The following is a 16,345-nucleotide window of genomic DNA, read 5'->3' on the forward strand; positions in this document are numbered from 1 at the left end:
GTCATGGACCCCATGATCGCCCATCACGCGCCGAGGCCCGCGACCTCGTGGTCGCGGGCCTCGGCGCGGATCGTCGCCGATCGCGGGTGTCGACTACTTCATCCGGGTGCCCGCGGAGCGCAGGTCGCGGCAGGCCTCGACGACCCGCTCGGCCATCCCGGTCTCGGCCGCCTTGCCGTACGAACGCGGGTCGTACAGCTTCTTGTTGCCGACCTCGCCGTCCACCTTCAGCACACCGTCGTAGTTGCGCAGCACGTGGTCGACGATCGGGCGGGTGAAGGCGTACTGGGTGTCGGTGTCGACGTTCATCTTGACCACGCCGTAGTCCAGCGCCTCGCGGATCTCCTCGAGCAGCGAGCCGGAGCCGCCGTGGAAGACCAGGTCGAACGGCTTCTCCCGGCCGTACTTCGCGCCGACCGCGTCCTGGAGGTCCTTGAGGATGCTCGGACGCAGCTTGACGTTGCCCGGCTTGTACACGCCGTGCACGTTGCCGAAGGTCGCGGCCAGCATGTAGCGGCCCTGCTCGCCCAGGCCGATCGCCTCGACGGTCTCCAGCGCGTCGGCCGCGGTGGTGTAGAGCTTGTCGTTGATCTCGTTGGCGACGCCGTCCTCCTCGCCGCCGACGACGCCGATCTCCAGCTCCATGACGATCCGCGCGGCGGCGCACTTGGCGATCAGCTCACGGGCGATCTCCAGGTTCTCCGCCAGCGGTACGGCCGAGCCGTCCCACATGTGCGACTGGAACAGCGGGTCCTGCCCCTTGGCCACACGCTCCGCGGAGATGTCGATCAGCGGGCGCATGAACCCGTCGAGCTTGTCCTTGGGGCAGTGGTCGGTGTGCAGCGCGATGTTCACCGAGTACTTCTCGGCGATCACCTTCGCGTACTCGGCGAACGCGACCGAACCCACCACCATGTCCTTGACGGTGGTGCCCGACAGGAACTCCGCGCCGCCGGTGGATACCTGGACGATGCCGTCGCTCTCCGCCTCGGCGAACCCGCGCAGCGCCGCGTTCAGGGTCTGGGACGAGGTCACGTTGATCGCCGGGTAGGCGAATCGACCGGCCTTGGCCCGGTCCAGCATCTCGGCGTAGACCTCGGGAGTTGCGATGGGCATGCGTGTGCTCCTTGTTGCTCGAGCCGGCGGTGATATGAGGGTTTCGGACACGGATGGCCGTATCCCCGCTTGCCGCCCATCCTGGCAGACCGACCTGATGGACACCGCATCCCGTCCGCCACGTTCGGCGGAGCGGACCGAGGATCCGACGGATCATCGAAGCGGTGCCACAGAGGCCACACCGGGCTCGGAAAAATCTTCCGCACGGACTTTCACTCGGGACGCAACCATCCCATCGGACAAGCTGCTTGGTAGGTGAAGCGGCAAGCGGAGAGCGGGGATCACGACCCACGGAACGCGTCTTCGTTTTCTTCCCACCACCTTCCCCAGGGGACACCCCTGTCATGCACAGGGACTTCGGCGGCGGGCGCAACCCGTGGCGGGGCGAGACGTCTACCGGACACGGGCCGTGCACATGGGGTGGGGGCGGCCCGATGACAGCGAAGGGGGCGGCGGGGCCGTGGCGCTGCTGAGCATGCCGGCATTCGGGGGCGGCGAGCGATCGCCGGAGTCCGCGTCCGAGGACGCGACGGCCGATGCCGAACCGCGCCGACCGCGGCTGCGCGTCCTGCGGGGCGGCCGGGAGGAACCGGCCGCCCGCCCGACCCTGACCCAGCTCTACCACGCCCAACGGCTGGGCATGGTCCGGCTCTCCATCCTGCTCGTGGACGACCTGGGCACCGCCGAGGACGTGGTCCAGGACGCCTTCACCGCGCTGTACCGCCGCTTCGGCGAGGACCTGGACGACGTCGACAACGCGATGGCCTACCTGCGCACGTCGGTGGTCAACCTCTCCCGCTCGGTGCTGCGCCGGCGCCGCACGGCCCGTGCCTACGTCCCCCCGCACGAGCCGGCCGCCGCCTCGCCCGAGGACGCCGTGGTGCTGTCCGAGGAACATCTGCGGGTGCTCGGCGCGGTGCAGCGCCTGGCCCCGCGACAGCGCGAGGTGCTCGTGCTGCGCTACTGGTCGGACATGACGGAGGCGCAGATCGCCGAAACGCTCGGACTCTCCCGTGGAGCGGTGAAGTCCACGGCGAGTCGTGCCATCGACGCCCTCGAAAAACTCATGAAGGACGAACAGTCGTGACCGAACACAATGCGCGCGACGAATCGGTGGAGGACCTGCTGCGCGCGGCGATGGCGGCCCGGGCGGACACCGTCACCGTGTGCCGGCTGCGACCGCCGTCACCGCCGCACCCCGACGGGGCCGCACCCTCCCGGTGGAAGACCATCGGGCTGCCGCTGGCCGCGGTGCTCCTGGCCGCGGCGGCCGTCGGCGGGGTGTCCCTGGTGGAGGCGCCCACCACGAACCGGAGCACGCCGCTCCAGTCCCGGGTGCGCACGCCGCCGCCCACCGCGTTCGTGGCCCCCTCCCCCGGCTCCCCCGGCTCCCCCGGCTCTCCCGGCATGACGTCGGCGCCGCCGACGGACATCGCCGCGGCCGACGTCCCGGAGGCGAACGGGACACCGGAGTCGAGCACGGCGGAGTCGGAGGACATCCGACCCGACCGCCGCCCGACGACCCGGCCGCCGTCGTCGAAGCCGGCGAGCACCGCTCCCGGTTCGTCCGCCAAGCCCGGATCCGACGACGTCTCGGCGGTGAGGTTCCGGACCCAGCCGTCGTGGCGGGTCGTGCGGAAGGACGCCCGGCACGAGTGTGTGCTCGCCGACCCCGCGTACACCGGTGACTGTCTGGGGCACGGCGCCTGGGTCAACGTCGAGCCCGTCCCGGACACCTCGGGGAGCTGGCCCTCGGCGGGGACCGTCGACAAGGACGACGGCGCACCGCCCCGGCCGTCGTGCATGCGTGACGGCGTCCCCATCACGCCTCCGGCGCGCGGGGAGTCGACCACGCGGCTGACCGCCAAGTCGACCGTGACGGTCGCCGGTCATCCCGCGAAGTACCGCTCCTGGACCGTGACATGCGCCGACGTGGGGTCGTACGACATCCGGCTGTGGTGGCTGGTCGACCAGGGCGTGTACATCCACACCATCGGGCTCCCGGCCGGCTCCGACATCGCCGACCGGGTGGTCGCTTCCCTCGATCTCTCCGGCTACAAACCGCCGACGAGCTGACCCGCGGTCGGCGGCCGGCGGGGGCCGGTCGCGGGTCGGCGATCCTCGGCGACCTTCTGCGCCGCCTTGCGGGCGGCGACCAGGATCGGGTCCCAGACCGGGGAGAACGGGGGCGCGTAGCCGAGGTCGAGGGAGGTGATCTCCTCGACCGTCATCCGGTGGGTGAGCGCGACGGCCGCGGTGTCGATGCGCTTGGCGGCGCCGTCGCGGCCGACGATCTGTACGCCCAGGAGCCGGCCGGTGACGCGCTCGGCGATCATCTTGACCCGCATCGACCGCGCGCCCGGGTAGTAGCCGGCCCGGCCGGTGGACTCGATGGTCGCGGTGACGAACTCGAAGCCGGCCGCCGCCGCGTCCTTCTCGCGCAGGCCGGTGCGGCCGATCTCCAGGTCGCACACCTTGCTGACGGCGGTGCCGACCACGCCGGGGAAGGTGGCGTAGTCGCCGCCGATGTTGGTGCCGATCACCCGGCCGTGTTTGTTCGCGTGGGTGCCGAGCGCGATGTGCCGGCGGCGGCCGGAGACGAGGTCGAGCACTTCGACGCAGTCGCCGCCGGCCCAGATGCCCTCGGCCCCGCCGTCGACGCCGACTCGCATTCGCAGGTCGGTGGTCAGCCCGCCGCTCGCGCCGAGCGGCAGGCCGGCCGCGCGGGCGAGTTCGGTGGCGGGACGCACGCCCAGGCCCAGGACCACGATGTCGGCGGGGAAACGGCCGTCGGCGGTCAGTACGGCGCTCGCCCGACCGTCGGTCACCTCGATCCCCACCACCTCGGTCTCGGTCACCACGTCGATGTCCATGCCCTCCATGGCCTCGTGCACCAGGGCGCCCATGTCGGGGTCCAGGGTGGACATCGGCTGCGCGGAGCGGTCCACGACGGTGACCGCCAGGCCCTTGCGGACCATCGCCTCGGCCATCTCGATGCCGATGTAGCCGCCGCCGATCACCACCGCCCGCCGGTGCTCGAGGGCCAACCACTCGATCAGCTCGCGGGCGTCCTCCAGGGTCTGCACGCCGTGCACGCCGGGCGCGTCGATCCCGGGCAGCGGCGGCCGGATCGGCACCGCGCCGGTGGCCAGGACCAAGTGGTCGAAGCCGATCCGGTCGGCCCTGCCGGTGGTCAGGTCGCGGATCTCCACCCTGCGGCGATCCAGGTCCAGACCCTCCGCCTCGACGCCCAGGCGCAGGTCGATCCCGCGCTTGCGGTGCTCGTCGGGCGTCCGTGCGATCAGCGCGTCGGGGCCGTCCACGTCCCCGGAGACCAGATACGGGATGCCGCACGCGGAGTACGAGGTGAACCGGCCCCGCTCGATCACCACGATCTCCAGGTCGTCCTCGCCGCGCCGCCGCCGGGCCTGCGAGGCCGCACTCATCCCGGCGGCGTCACCGCCGATCACCACCAGCCGCTCGTTGCCCACGTGCTACCCCTGACTCTGTGTGCGTACGTGTGTCCGCGCAGGTGCGGACGCCGCCGAAAACGGCCCTCGATCGCCGCCGGACGTCCCGACCCGGTAATGATGCGTGCCCCGGAGCGGGGACGGGTGACCACGCGGGCCACCCGCGCACTACCCTCACAAGGTGGAATTCCAAGCTGTCAACGTCCTCGACGCGACGTCCCTCATCTCGACGTTCGGACTCATCGGCATCCTCGCGATCATCTTCGCCGAGACGGGTCTGCTGGTCGGGTTCTTCTTCCCCGGCGACTCGATGCTGTTCCTGGCCGGCGTCGCCGCGTCCTCGTCGGCGGAGGAGATCGTCGGCACGTCCATCTCGCTGCCCTGGCTGCTCCTCGGGGCACCGCTGTGTGCGATCGCCGGTGCCCAGTTCGGCCATTTCCTGGGTGCCCGCTACGGCACGAAGATGTTCAGCAAACCGGACTCGAAGCTGTTCAAGGCCGAGTACGTGACCAAGGCCGAGCAGTACTTCGAGAAGTTCGGCCCGGCCAAGGCGGTGCTGCTCGCCCGGTTCATCCCGATCGTCCGCACCTTCCTGAACCCGGTCGCCGGTGTGCTGGAGATGCCCGCCCGGACATTCTTCCTCTGGAACGTCATCGGCGGCCTGGTGTGGACCGACGGCATCATCCTGCTCGGCTACAAGCTCGGTGACACGATCGGCAGCAGCATCGACAAATATCTTTTGCCGGGCGTTTTCGTCATCGTGCTCATCTCGGTGCTGCCGATCATCATCGAGGTCGTGCGCAGCAAGCGGGAGGCGAAGCGCGAAGCGGCTTCCTCGGGTAACTGAACACATACGCTCCGAAGCGGCGGTGCGCATTGGCGCGCCGCCGCTTTTTGTCCCCGAAGCACGTTCCGGGTACGACACCGGCAATTGACCGGAATGAAATACGCGGCCGTACAACCTTTTCGCTTCGCCGTGCGTCGGGCCGCCGGGCGGTCGGTGCAATGCGAAACACCCCGCCCCCGGACGGGGACCGGGAGCGGGGTGGCCTCGGAGGGTGCCGAAGGCGAAGGTGGCCGCCGGGTCGGACGGGGAACCGACCCGGCGGCCCGAGGGGAAAGGGCAGAGGTGTTCAACGCCCCGATCGGCGCAGGACGACTCGGCCGCGAGAGCGCGGCGAGCGCGTGCAGGGCGGCATACACGACGAATTCATACTTCCCCCCCCGGGAAGTCCGGTCGGCGGACGCGCCGACGTCGGAACTGGTTCGACAATATCCGAGACGGCGAAAAAAGCAATGGCCGTCCCATGAATGCGCAAGGCATCACACGGGACGGCCGACGGCAAAATGCGCGGGCGGGGGGCCGCTAATTCAGTTCGAGGTCTTCCAGGTGGTAGGCGACCCGATACTCGAGGCCGGCCTTTTCCACGGTGGGCGCGGCACCGCGCTCGACGATCACCGCGACCGCGACGACCTCGGCGCCGGCCTCGCGCAGCGCCTCGACGGCGGTCAGCACCGAGCCGCCCGTGGTGGAGGTGTCCTCGACCGCGAGCACCCGGCGGCCCCGTACGTCCGGGCCCTCGATCCGGCGCTGCAGGCCGTGCGCCTTGCCGGCCTTGCGCACCACGAACGCGTCCAGCCTGCGGCCCCGCGCGGCGGCGGCGTGCAGCATCGCCCCGGCCACCGGGTCGGCGCCCAGGGTCAGTCCGCCGACCGCGTCGAAGTCCAGGTCGGCGGTGAGGTCGAGCATGACCTTGCCGACCAGCGGCGCGGCCTCGCCGTCCAGGGTGATCCGGCGCAGGTCGACGTAGTAGTCCGCCTCCCGACCGGAGGACAGGACGACCCGGCCGTGCACGACGGCCTTGGTCTTGATCTGTTCGAGCAGCGCATCACGGTCGGAGGTCATGGCACGGGAGCCTATCGCCGCGACCCACCCGGCCCGTTCAGGCTCGGCCGACGCGCTCGCGGCGGGCCCGTACCCGGACCAGGCGCCAGAGCACGACCGCGCCCAGCGCCGGGACCAGCACCCGGATCGCCCGACGCGCCGCGCGGCCGCTGCCGTGTCCGACCTCGGACCACAGGTCCGCCTCGGAGCCGGCCTCGGCCGGACGCGGCGGCACGGGCCGGGTGCGCGGCGGCGGCGTCGAGAACGGCTCGGCGAGCGGGCGGACCGGCTCGAACGGCGTGTCGGCCGCCGTCTCGGGCGCGAGTTCGTCGGCCAGCGCGGCGGCGAACAGGTCGGCCGCACGGGCGAACGCGGCCTGCCGCGCGGCCTCGACCGGGCCGAACTCGCCCGGCTCGGCGGCGAACACGATCCGGGTCTCGCCGGCGTGCTCCGCGTCGTCGTCCTCGGCCGCGGCGAGGTCGTACAGCCGCACCGTGAACTCGGCGTCCAGGCGGGCGGCCGGCAACCCCTCGCCCCCGGCGGCGCCCGGCTCCTCGACCCCGACCACGGTCGCGATCAGCGCCAGCGGCTCGGCCGCGGCGGCGAGCCGGAGCAGGCCGCGGAAGGCGACGGTGTCGGCGTCGACCCGCACCCGCCAGCGGCCGGTCAGCACGACGCCCTCGGTACCGCCGCGGACCGGCTCCTCGGGCGTCAGGCCCGGGATGCACCGCCCCAGGCGTTCGGCGTCGTGGAAGGTCTCCCAGACAGATCGGACCGGGATCGGCACGACGACCTCGTACTGCATCCGTTCTCCCCCGTTCGTGGCGGCGGGCCGCCGTCCGGCGACGAGCCCGCGCACCGACCCGGACGGTCGGTGTGTACCGCCCACCCCATCACACCCGCCGGTGCCGCCCGGTCGGCGCGTCGGGGTCGATCACCCTCGGCATCGCGTCCGGGTCCGGGGCCGGCCGCGCCGGCTCCTCGGGCAACCACAGTCGGCGGGCCCTCGGGTAGGCCACGGGCGCCACGATCACCGCGAACAACACGACCGCGCCGGCCAGCGCGACGGCGGCCCCCAGCGGCCCCGAGCCGAGCGTGTGCGCGCACCAGCGGGCCAGGAGCCAGGAGCCGCCCGCGGCGCCCGAGGAGACCAGCGCCAAGCCCAGGTGGGTACGCGCCACCCGGACCGTGTCCAAGCCGCGCAGCCGCCGGCGCAACACCCGGGCCAGCCACACCAGGCCGATCACCTGCGCGACGCTGTATCCGGCGGCCATCCCGGTGACCGCCCACTCGGCGGGCAGCGTCCAGTAGGCGATCAGCGAGAACAGCGCGCCGGCCGCGGTCATCGCCGCGTTGGCCCAGAACGGCGTGCGGGCGTCCTGTACCGCGTACAGGCCGCGCTGGATCAGGTATTGCCCCGAGTAGGCGATCAGCCCGGGCGCGAACGCGGTCAACATCAGGCCCATCGCACGGGTGTCCGCCTCGGTGGTGATGCCGTGCTGGAAGACCACCGCGGTCACCTGCGGGCCGAGCGCGAGGAACAGGAACGACACCGGCACGATCACCAGGGCGTTCAGCCGCAGGCCCCGGGAGACCAACGCGCGGACCGTGGCGGGGTGTCCGTCGGCCGCCGCGCGGCTGATCCGGGGCATCAGCATGGTCACGATCGACACGGTGACCACACCGTGCGGCACGATCCAGAGCAACTGCGCGTTGGCGTAGGCGGTGTAGCCCACGCCGTGGCCGAGCCCGGACTTCACCGCCTTGTCGGACACCTCGACCGCGAGCCGGGTCACCAGCCAGTAGCCAAGCTGCGAGACGCCGACCATGGCGACCGCCCACCCGGCCATCCGCAGCGGCGCGCCCAGGCCGTGGCCGCGCCAGTCGAAGCGGGGCCGAAAGCGCACCCCCGCCGCGCGCAGGTAGGGCACCAGGGTCAGCGCCTGTACGACGATGCCGAGCGTGGTGCCCAGGCCGAGGAGGCGGACCTGCGCCGGGGTGATGCCCTGCGCGTCCCGCACGTCGTGCGCGACCAGCAGGAAGGACCCGAAGACCGCGATCACCACGACGTTGTTCAGGATCGGCGTCCAGGCCATCGGCCCGAACCGCCCACGCGCGTTGAGCACTTCGCCGAGCAGCGCGAACATGCCGTAGAAGAGGATCTGCGGCAGACACATCCGGGCCAGCGCGACGGTCAGCGTGCGCTGAGCGCCGTCGTAGTCCGCGTAGGCGGACACGATCGCGGGCGCCGCGAGCACGCCGGCGAGGGTGAGCACGAGCAGCAGGCAGCCCACCGCGGTCAGCAGCCGGTCGGTGTATCCGGCCCCGCCGTCGGCGTCGCGCCGGGCCGCGCGCACCAGTTGCGGTACCAGGACCGAGTTGAGCGCGCCGCCGACGAGCAGGATGTAGAGGATGTTGGGCACCGTGTTCGCCACGTTGTAGCCGTCGGCGAACAGGCCGGTGCCCAGTGCCGCGACCACGGTGGCGCTGCGGGCGAAGCCGGTCAGCCGGGAGACCGCGGAGCCGAGCGCCAGGCTCGCGCCGCCGCGCAGCGTCGATCGGCCGCCGGCTTTTTCGGTGTTGCCCCCTTCGCCCCGACCCGGCGCCCGCTCGACCGGGCGCGCGGGCCCGCGCGCCGGTGTCTCGGACCCGGGTCGGCGATCCTCCGCACGAGCGTGCCGGCCCCCCGGTCGGCCCGAGACGACATGGCTCACAAACGTCTCCAATTCGGCCGCGTTCGGGGTTTCGGACATGCTCCCCCGTTGTCTGAGTGCCTGGGAGGCCACTTCCGTTGCATCCGAATTTCTCGGTGACGAAACCGTTCACCCACGGGCTCTAAGGGTTTGCGGGGCTACCCCACCCGCATCACTCCGTCCCCTAGGAGACGTCCCGTGGTCACGCTGCTTCCGGCGCCGCCCGCCCGACCGTCCGTTCCCGCCGCGCCCGCCGGCTCCGTCGCGCCCGCCGGGCCGGCCGACCGGGCGTTGCGGGTCGCCCCGCTGACCGCGGACGCGCACCTCGCGCATCTCGACGGGCGCGGCGACGCGGGGTTCCTGCAGTACCCGTCGTGGGCCGTGGTCAAGGAGGCGTGGCGCAGCGAGGGCATCGGCTGGTTCGACGCGGACGGCGCCGTGGTCGGCACGGCCCTGGTGCTGTACCGCAAGATGCCCAAGGTGCCGTACTGGTTCGCGTACCTCCCCGAGGGCCCGGTGATCGACTGGGCCGACCCGAACCCGCAGCGCTGGCTGGCACCGCTGATCGAACACATGCGCGCCAGGCACGTGTTCACTGTGCGGATGGGGCCGCCGCTGGCCCATCGGCGCTGGCAGGCGCAGACCGTCAAGGACGCGGTCCGGCACGGGCTCAAGCACCTGGATCGGGTCACCCCGGACGAGATCGACCCGCTGGGCGCGACGGTCGCGCTGCGGCTGGGCGACCTGGGGTGGCGGGCCTCGGGCGACGGCGCGGACGCGCAGCCCCGGTACACCTTCGAGCTGCCGTTCGAGGGGCGGGCCTTGGACCAGGTCAAGGCGGGCTTCAACCAGGAGTGGAAGCGCGCGATCGCCAAGGCGGGCAAGGCGGGCGTGGACATCGCCGTGGGCGGCTACGAGGACCTGCCCGCGTTCTTCGACCTGCTCCAGGTGACCGAGCGCCGCAACGGGTTCCGGCTGGGCCGCGAACTCCCCTACTACCAGCGGCAGTACCGGGCGCTGAACACGGAGGCGGCGGGTCGGATGAAGCTGTACCTGGCCCGGTTCGAGGATCGGCTCCTGGCCGCGCACACGCTGATCACCGCGGGCGAGCGGGTCTGGTACCAGACCGGCGCCTCCACCGACCACGGCCGAGGGGTGCGGCCCAGCCACGCGCTCCAGTGGCGGATGATCCAGGACGTGCACGAGCGCGGTATACCGGTCTACGACATGCGCGGGGTCAGTCCGGTGATCGACCCCGACGACCGGCTGTTCGGGGTGCTGCGCTGGAAGCTGGGGACGAACGGGCGCGTGGTGGAGAACCTGGGCGAGTGGGAGTACCCGGTGCAGCCCGCGCTGCACAAGGCGTTCCGCGCCTACATGTCGATCCGCTGAGCGGGTGGGCCACCCGCGGGCCGGGCTACTCGCGGGCGTAGTCGGCGATGCGCGGGTCGTTCAGGGTGGACGGCGGCACCTCCACCCGCGCCTCGTGCGGCGGGAACGAACTCGCGAGGGCGGGGCGGTCGGCGGCGAGGAACGGTACGACCGCCGGGTCCGGCGCGTCGTCGGCCGGCCGCAACGCGGCCCCGGGCACGAGCGCGGGCGCCGCGAGCAGGAAGCCGCGATCGGCCGGGCCCGGCACGGTGATCCGGTAGGGCAGGGTGCGCAGCCCCGCGGCGCGCAGGCCCGCGTCGGCGCACCAGAACGCCCGGGGATGCGCGTCGGGCGCGGGCGCGCGCACCACGATCCGGCCCGCCGGGCGCAGCACGGTGCGGGTCAGGCCGTAGAACTCCTGGGTGTACAGGCGCGCGGCGGCGCCGACGGTGGGCCCGGGCAGGTCGGCGACCACCACGTCGAAGCGCTCGGCGCTCGCCCGTACCCACGCGAAGGCGTCCGCGCCGACGACCCGCACCCGGGGGTCGGCGAACGCGTCGCCGGCGAGGGCGCGCAGGGCGGGATCGGTGCGGGCGGGCGCGGTCTCGCCCAGGTGTGCGACCACGACCACCACGTCGCGCACCGCCGCGTAGCGCAGCACCTCGCGCAGGGCCAGCCCGTCGCCCCCGCCGAGCACGAGCACCCGTTCGTGCCGGCCGGCCATCGCCGGGTGCACCAGCGCCTGGGCGGTCTCGCTCGCCCCCATGGCCGCCACCCGGCGCTCGCCGGCCACGTACATCTCGGGGCCGGCGGCCGTGTGGGTGACCACCACGTCCCCGTGGGCGGACACCACGTCGCCGTCGTAGAGGGCGTCGCGCGCGGCCCGTTCGAAGGCGGGCGTGTACAGCCAGGTGCCGGCGAGCAGCGCGAGCACGGCGCCCACCGCGACGTACATGCCCATCCGTAGGCGCGCCGGCAGGTCGGCCCGGAACAGCCACAACACCACGAGCGCGCCGGCGATCGCGTTGACCATGCCCGCGAGCACCACGGTGCGCAGTTGGCCCAGGCGCGGCAGCAGCAGGAACGGGAAGAGCAGGCCGCCGACCAGCGCGCCCACGTAGTCGGCCGCGAACAGGTCGGCCACCGCGCTGCCCGCCTCCTGCGGCCGGATCCGCTGAACGAGCGTCATCAGCAGCGGGATCTCGGCGCCGATCAGCAGCCCGAGCACGGCCGCGACGGCGATCATCGGCCAGCGGTAGACGTCGTACCAGGCGAACCCGGCGAACAGCACGGTCGCGCACATCCCGCCGCACGCGGCGAGCAGGATCTCGGCGGCCAGGAACGCCGGTGCCGCGCGGCGCACCAACGGCTTGGCGACGAGCGCGCCGACGCCCATCGCGAAGACCATCACCGACAACACGATCGAGGTCTCCACCACCGGATCGCCGCCCAGCGTGCCGCCGAGCGCGGCCAGCGCGAGTTCGTAGACCAGGCCGCAGGCCGCGCAGACGAGGACGGCGAGCAGGACCACGAATCGCGCGGGCCCGGGGGCGATCGCGGTGGAGGGGGACCGGGCAGCCGACGCGCGCACGATCGTGGCGGCGCGCGGCGCTGGGGAGTTCACCCCGAGCACGCTAGGCGCGCAGCGCGCGGGGGTCGCCGAACGCGCCGACGGTTCACCCGATCCGACTACGCGGTGCGGGTGGGCGCGCCGGGCCCGCGCCCGCCGGTCTCGCGCGCGTGTGGCCTCACATCGCGCGGCTCCGGGTGCTCACGATCCGGCATTCCTGCGGGTACGTGTGCCACGTGGACCAGACCGCGCCCGCCCCGCAGCGCTCCACCACCATGGCGGTGACCGCGTACGGCAGCCCCGGATACTCGCCGATCAGGCCGTAGCGGTGCCCGGTGGCCAGCGCGACGATCTCGCGCACCCGGGCCGCGAACGCGCTGTCGCCGAGTTGCTGGGTCAGTGCGGTGAACTCGTACTCCCACCGACCGAGGCGGGTCGCCGCCCGGGCGGGCAGCGGGGTGGCCGCGCCCGGCACGCACGCGACCGTCTCGGACGCCGGCTCGCCCCCGCCCTGCTCGGGGGCGATCAGCACCTGGTGCGAGGCGCCGAGCAGGCGCAGGTCCAGCTTCAGTCCTCCGAGGTCGACGTCGCGCGCGGCCAACGCGGGAAGGGGCGGCAGGCCCAGGCACCAGCCGAGGGCGTCCGCACGGGTGTCGGTGTACGTGGTGGTGAGTGTGGCGTGCATGTCTCGCGCTCATCTGTCCGGGCAACGGGGAACACCCTCGGGAGGCTCCCGGGGCGACAATCGGCTGCAAACCAGGGGACATGACTCACCGTAGGCGCACGAAGGCACACCGTCGTCACCCACGAAGGTGAAAGACAATCACACGAACGGGTGAAGGGCGCCCTGTGAGCACCGGGGTGTCGCAGGCGAGGATGGGCCCGAAGAGCCGACCCTCGCGAAGGAGCCGTACGGATGAACCGACCCCTGTTGGCCAGACACCTCGACGGCCTCGGCACGACGATCTTCGCCGAGATGTCCGCCCTCGCGCGCACCACCGGCGCGATCAACCTCGGCCAGGGTTTCCCCGACACCGACGGCCCGGCGGAGGTGATCGAGGCGGCCGTCGCGGCGATGCGCGACGGGGCGAACCAATACCCGCCCGGCGACGGCATCCCGGATCTACGGCTGGCCGTGGCGGAGCACCGGCAGCGCTTCTACGACCAGACGTTCGACCCGGACGGCGAGGTGCTGATCACCACCGGCGCCACCGAGGCGATCGCCGCCGCGCTGCTCGCGCTGCTCGAGCCGGGCGACGAGGTGATCGCGCTCGAACCGTTCTACGACTCGTACGCGGCCTGCATCGCGATGGCCGGCGCCCGCCGGGTGGGCGTCACCCTGCGCCCCCCGCACTTTCGTCCGGACCTCGACGAGCTGCGCGCGGCGGTCACCGACCGCACCCGGGTGATCATGCTCAACACCCCGCACAACCCGACCGGCACGGTGCTCACCCGGGCCGAGCTGGAGGCGATCGCCGCCGTCGCGATCGAGCACGACCTGATCGTGGTCACCGACGAGGTGTACGAACACCTGGTCTACACCGGCGAGCACATCCCGATCTCGACCCTGCCGGGCATGCGCGAGCGCACCGTCACCATCTCGTCGGCGGGCAAGACGTTCTCGTTCACCGGCTGGAAGGTCGGCTGGGTGTGCGCGCCGAGGGAGCTGATCGCGGCGGTGCGTACGACCAAGCAGTTCCTGACCTACACCTCGGGCGCCCCGTTCCAGCCCGCGATCGCACACGCGCTGCGCCTGCCGGACACGTACTTCGACGGGCTGCGCGAGGACCTGCGGCACAAGCGCGACCTGCTCGGCGGCGGATTGCGGGCGGCCGGACTGACCGTCTACGAGCCGCAGGGCACCTACTTCACCACCACCGACATCACCCCGCTCGGCTACGCCGACGGCCTCGACTTCTGCCGCAAGCTACCCGAACTGCGCGGCGTGGTCGCGATCCCCGAGGTGGTCTTCTTCGACGACACGGAGGTGGGCCGCCCCCTGGTCCGCTTCGCCTTCTGCAAGCGCGTCGAGGTCCTGGAGGAGGCCGCCAAGCGGCTCGCCGGCTGAGTCCCGCCCCGTGGAAACGGGGGGTGGGGCGGTTGCGTGTGGGGGTCGGTCGGCGGCCCCCACACGCGCGGGTTCCGCCTATGCCTCGCCGTCGGTCGCCGGCTTGTCCTCGGGGCCGTACTGCTCGGTGATCCAGTTCGCGAACGAGATGCACGTGCTGATCCACGCGCGCGTGGTGAACACGAACAGCTCGCGGTTGATCCCCGGCTCGCAGTCGAGCTGGGCCTCGCCGATCAGCCGCAGCTGCTCCTCGTGCTCGTGCGTGTAGACCTTGGGCCAGAAGAACTGGCGGTGCCACTCGTCCAGCAGTTCCAGCATCCGCGGCCGGTCGGCCGGGTCGAACGCACGGTCCAGGAACATCCGGACCGTGAAGATCTCCTGCTTGTCTCCGCGCAGCATGAAGTAGACGCGGAAGCCATCCCAGGGCGCACAGATGTCGCCCTCGTCGTCGGTGAAATGGTTCACCTGCAGTTCGTCGAGGACCTGGTTGATCAGGTCCGCCGACGGCTTGACGACCGGCGCGGCCGGAACGAAGGTCGACCTCGGAAGCGAGGACGGGTCGATGCTCATGAAGGATCCTCTCCAGACGTATCAACGCCATCCTCTCTCATTCGGCCCAGGGCGGTGGGTCCCGAGGGCGCCCGAAGGTGCGCTCATTCGTACTCCGTGCCGCCCTTGCGCATCAGGTACGACGCGGAGACGATCTTGCCGATCGCGCGCCCCCCGACCACGGCGCTGTACCGCTCGCGTGCCGGGCGCACCACCAGGCCCTCGCGCAGGTGCGCGGCGGTGCCCGAGACGGTCTCCCGGCCCTCGGCCAGGGCCGGCAGTTCGGCCTCGTCGTAGGGCCCGGCGTACAGGGTCGGCACCACCGGCGGCGCGGTCGTGAGATCGGCGAGCAGGCCGACCAACTCTTCGGCGTCGACGTGCCGTACCGCGCCGCTCTCGTCCGCGAGCGCGATGTCGAACACCGCGTAGCCGGGCAGCTCGGACCGCCCCTGCGCGCCGTAGCCCAGGTCCTGCACACCCTGCCCGTACACCTCGCCGAACACGCCCACCCGGGCCGCGCCGAACCGCGCGGCCACCTCCGCGGCGACCTCGGGCAGCCGGTGCGCGAGCACGCTGCGCCAGTAGAGGTTGTGCTCGTCCCGGACCAGCGCCTGCGACCGGGCGCCGAAGCCCTTGGAGGAGACGAAGCTCTCGCCGGTGCGGGTGAGGTAGGTGTAGAGGCAGGCGGTGCCGTGGATCTTCTCGGTGGCCACCACCGGCTCGCCGGCCGTGAACAGGTCCGGGTAGCGCCGGATGTTCTCCATGTCGACCCACGGCAGCAGATCGGGCGCGGCCACGATGTCGCCGCTCATGTGCACGGGGATGGGCGGCACCCATTTGACGATGCCGAGCAGCTCGGCGAAGTCCTTGCCGTCGGCGAGCGCGGCGTCGAGGTCGAGGTCGGCCAGCGCGGCCGGCCGACAGACGATGCCCTGCGACAACTCGCCACGTATCCGGATGGCCCGCACCCGGTTCTTGGCCGAGCCGGCGAGCTTCCCGGTGAGCCCGAGTTCCTCGACGAGGCCATCGGGCAACACGGCCTGCTCCGGGATGTAGAGCGCCACATCGCCGGTGACGTAGGCCCCCTTGGCGACGACGGCCCGGTACAGCCCGACCTGGGCCAGCTCCAACGCATCGGCATTCGGGTGCGGGTGCACCACCAACCGCTCGACCGTGACCTTGAGCGCGGACATGGCTGGCCCCTTCCCCGTGACCGCCGAGGCGGCGGCTTCCCCGTCGGCTCCACGGTCCCAAGGGGCTGGGGGAGGTGGCCAACGATTTACGGGCGGGTGGGGTGGGGGTGGGGGTGGGGCGGAGCCGGGCTGGGGTGGGTGGGGTGGGAGGGGTGGGGTGGGGAGGTGGTGGGGTGGCGCTTTGGTTGCGGCGTGGGTTCGGCGAGGGCGGGCCGGGTCGGCGGGGCCTTCCCGAGTGGGCTGGGTGCTCCCGGCGGGCGTTGCGCCTTTGGTCGCGGGTGGCCTGGTGTGGGGCTGGTCAGAGTCGGTGGTGGGCCGCCGCCGGCGTGCGGGGCTCGGAGGCCGAAGGCTCCCGGCGAGACGGGTGTGTTGCTCGGCGGGAAAAGCACCTGGCAGCGGCGGGCAGGGTGGGGCTCGGGTCAGGTCCGCC

14 protein-coding genes are annotated in these 16,345 nt (G+C 72.4%); 5 read left to right on the forward strand and 9 right to left on the reverse strand.

What is annotated here, in order from left to right:
- Positions 1–93: 93 nt before the first annotated feature.
- Positions 94–1,116: a class II fructose-bisphosphate aldolase gene (gene fbaA, locus ACFRCG_RS10735; RefSeq protein ID WP_126636586.1), complete on the reverse strand. Its 1,023-nt coding sequence runs from the start codon at positions 1,114–1,116 to the stop codon at positions 94–96.
- A gap of 460 nt (positions 1,117–1,576) precedes the next feature.
- Between fbaA and ACFRCG_RS10740 the strand changes: the two genes are divergently transcribed.
- Positions 1,577–2,203: a sigma-70 family RNA polymerase sigma factor gene (locus tag ACFRCG_RS10740; RefSeq protein ID WP_380030478.1), complete on the forward strand. Its 627-nt coding sequence runs from the start codon at positions 1,577–1,579 to the stop codon at positions 2,201–2,203.
- Positions 2,200–3,192, forward strand: a complete 993-nt coding sequence (locus ACFRCG_RS10745) for a hypothetical protein (RefSeq protein WP_380030479.1) — start codon at positions 2,200–2,202, stop codon at positions 3,190–3,192. The genes ACFRCG_RS10740 and ACFRCG_RS10745 overlap by 4 nt, the downstream gene beginning before the upstream one ends.
- On the opposite strand, the gene ACFRCG_RS10750 is transcribed toward ACFRCG_RS10745, so the two are convergent.
- Positions 3,171–4,607 (reverse strand): FAD-dependent oxidoreductase, encoded by a 1,437-nt coding sequence (locus ACFRCG_RS10750; RefSeq protein WP_380030480.1) that lies wholly within the window; start codon positions 4,605–4,607, stop codon positions 3,171–3,173. The genes ACFRCG_RS10745 and ACFRCG_RS10750 overlap by 22 nt on opposite strands.
- Before the next feature lie 160 nt (positions 4,608–4,767).
- Here ACFRCG_RS10750 and ACFRCG_RS10755 point away from each other — a divergent pair, with 160 nt between their 5' ends.
- Positions 4,768–5,433: a DedA family protein gene (locus ACFRCG_RS10755; RefSeq protein ID WP_380030481.1), complete on the forward strand. Its 666-nt coding sequence runs from the start codon at positions 4,768–4,770 to the stop codon at positions 5,431–5,433.
- Positions 5,434–5,952: 519 nt separating this feature from the next.
- Here the strand turns inward: ACFRCG_RS10755 and pyrE are convergent.
- From pyrE to murJ, 3 genes are all read right to left on the reverse strand, one after another.
- The gene (gene pyrE / locus ACFRCG_RS10760; RefSeq protein WP_078976161.1) at positions 5,953–6,492 is read right to left on the reverse strand and encodes an orotate phosphoribosyltransferase; all 540 of its coding nucleotides are present in this window, start codon (positions 6,490–6,492) and stop codon (positions 5,953–5,955) included.
- A 37-nt stretch (positions 6,493–6,529) separates the two neighbouring features.
- On the reverse strand, positions 6,530–7,276 hold the full coding sequence (locus ACFRCG_RS10765; RefSeq protein WP_380030482.1) for a hypothetical protein: 747 nt from the start codon (positions 7,274–7,276) through the stop codon (positions 6,530–6,532).
- 88 nt (positions 7,277–7,364) lie between these two features.
- Positions 7,365–9,224, reverse strand: a complete 1,860-nt coding sequence (murJ, locus tag ACFRCG_RS10770; RefSeq protein ID WP_380030483.1) for a murein biosynthesis integral membrane protein MurJ — start codon at positions 9,222–9,224, stop codon at positions 7,365–7,367.
- Between the two features lie 138 nt (positions 9,225–9,362).
- Between murJ and ACFRCG_RS10775 the strand changes: the two genes are divergently transcribed.
- The gene (locus ACFRCG_RS10775) at positions 9,363–10,556 is read left to right on the forward strand and encodes a lipid II:glycine glycyltransferase FemX (RefSeq protein ID WP_380030484.1); all 1,194 of its coding nucleotides are present in this window, start codon (positions 9,363–9,365) and stop codon (positions 10,554–10,556) included.
- A gap of 25 nt (positions 10,557–10,581) precedes the next feature.
- Here the strand turns inward: ACFRCG_RS10775 and ACFRCG_RS10780 are convergent, their stop codons facing one another.
- Both ACFRCG_RS10780 and ACFRCG_RS10785 read right to left on the reverse strand, forming a co-directional pair.
- Entirely contained in the window at positions 10,582–12,159 is a 1,578-nt protein-coding gene (locus ACFRCG_RS10780; RefSeq protein WP_380030485.1) for a polyamine aminopropyltransferase, read from the reverse strand.
- Positions 12,160–12,283: 124 nt separating this feature from the next.
- Positions 12,284–12,790, reverse strand: coding sequence for a DUF2617 family protein (locus ACFRCG_RS10785; RefSeq protein ID WP_380030486.1), 507 nt, complete (start codon positions 12,788–12,790; stop codon positions 12,284–12,286).
- A gap of 231 nt (positions 12,791–13,021) precedes the next feature.
- Here ACFRCG_RS10785 and ACFRCG_RS10790 point away from each other — a divergent pair, with 231 nt between their 5' ends.
- Positions 13,022–14,173 carry a pyridoxal phosphate-dependent aminotransferase gene (locus ACFRCG_RS10790; RefSeq protein ID WP_380030487.1) on the forward strand — a complete coding sequence of 384 codons (1,152 nt, stop codon included), beginning with the start codon at positions 13,022–13,024 and terminating at the stop codon, positions 14,171–14,173.
- A gap of 78 nt (positions 14,174–14,251) precedes the next feature.
- Here the strand turns inward: ACFRCG_RS10790 and ACFRCG_RS10795 are convergent, their stop codons facing one another.
- Together ACFRCG_RS10795 and ACFRCG_RS10800 are read right to left on the reverse strand one after the other, a co-directional pair.
- Positions 14,252–14,743: a YbjN domain-containing protein gene (locus ACFRCG_RS10795; RefSeq protein WP_380030488.1), complete on the reverse strand. Its 492-nt coding sequence runs from the start codon at positions 14,741–14,743 to the stop codon at positions 14,252–14,254.
- Positions 14,744–14,826: 83 nt separating this feature from the next.
- Positions 14,827–15,915 (reverse strand): RNA ligase (ATP), encoded by a 1,089-nt coding sequence (locus ACFRCG_RS10800; RefSeq protein WP_380030489.1) that lies wholly within the window; start codon positions 15,913–15,915, stop codon positions 14,827–14,829.
- Between the last annotated feature and the right edge of the window lie 430 nt (positions 15,916–16,345).

The sequence above is a fragment of the Embleya sp. NPDC056575 genome (assembly GCF_042793325.1).
GTDB lineage: Bacteria > Actinomycetota > Actinomycetes > Streptomycetales > Streptomycetaceae > Embleya.

What these genes read in the sequence shown, in the direction of transcription:
- fbaA (WP_126636586.1), bottom strand. Translation starts at nt 1,116, where the DNA reads ATGCCCATCGCAACTCCCGAGGTCTACGCCGAGATGCTGGACCGGGCC.
- ACFRCG_RS10790 (WP_380030487.1), top strand. Translation starts at nt 13,022, where the DNA reads ATGAACCGACCCCTGTTGGCCAGACACCTCGACGGCCTCGGCACGACG.
- ACFRCG_RS10800 (WP_380030489.1), bottom strand. Translation starts at nt 15,915, where the DNA reads ATGTCCGCGCTCAAGGTCACGGTCGAGCGGTTGGTGGTGCACCCGCAC.
- murJ (WP_380030483.1), bottom strand. Translation starts at nt 9,224, where the DNA reads ATGTCCGAAACCCCGAACGCGGCCGAATTGGAGACGTTTGTGAGCCAT.
- ACFRCG_RS10785 (WP_380030486.1), bottom strand. Translation starts at nt 12,790, where the DNA reads ATGCACGCCACACTCACCACCACGTACACCGACACCCGTGCGGACGCC.
- ACFRCG_RS10795 (WP_380030488.1), bottom strand. Translation starts at nt 14,743, where the DNA reads ATGAGCATCGACCCGTCCTCGCTTCCGAGGTCGACCTTCGTTCCGGCC.
- ACFRCG_RS10765 (WP_380030482.1), bottom strand. Translation starts at nt 7,276, where the DNA reads ATGCAGTACGAGGTCGTCGTGCCGATCCCGGTCCGATCTGTCTGGGAG.
- pyrE (WP_078976161.1), bottom strand. Translation starts at nt 6,492, where the DNA reads ATGACCTCCGACCGTGATGCGCTGCTCGAACAGATCAAGACCAAGGCC.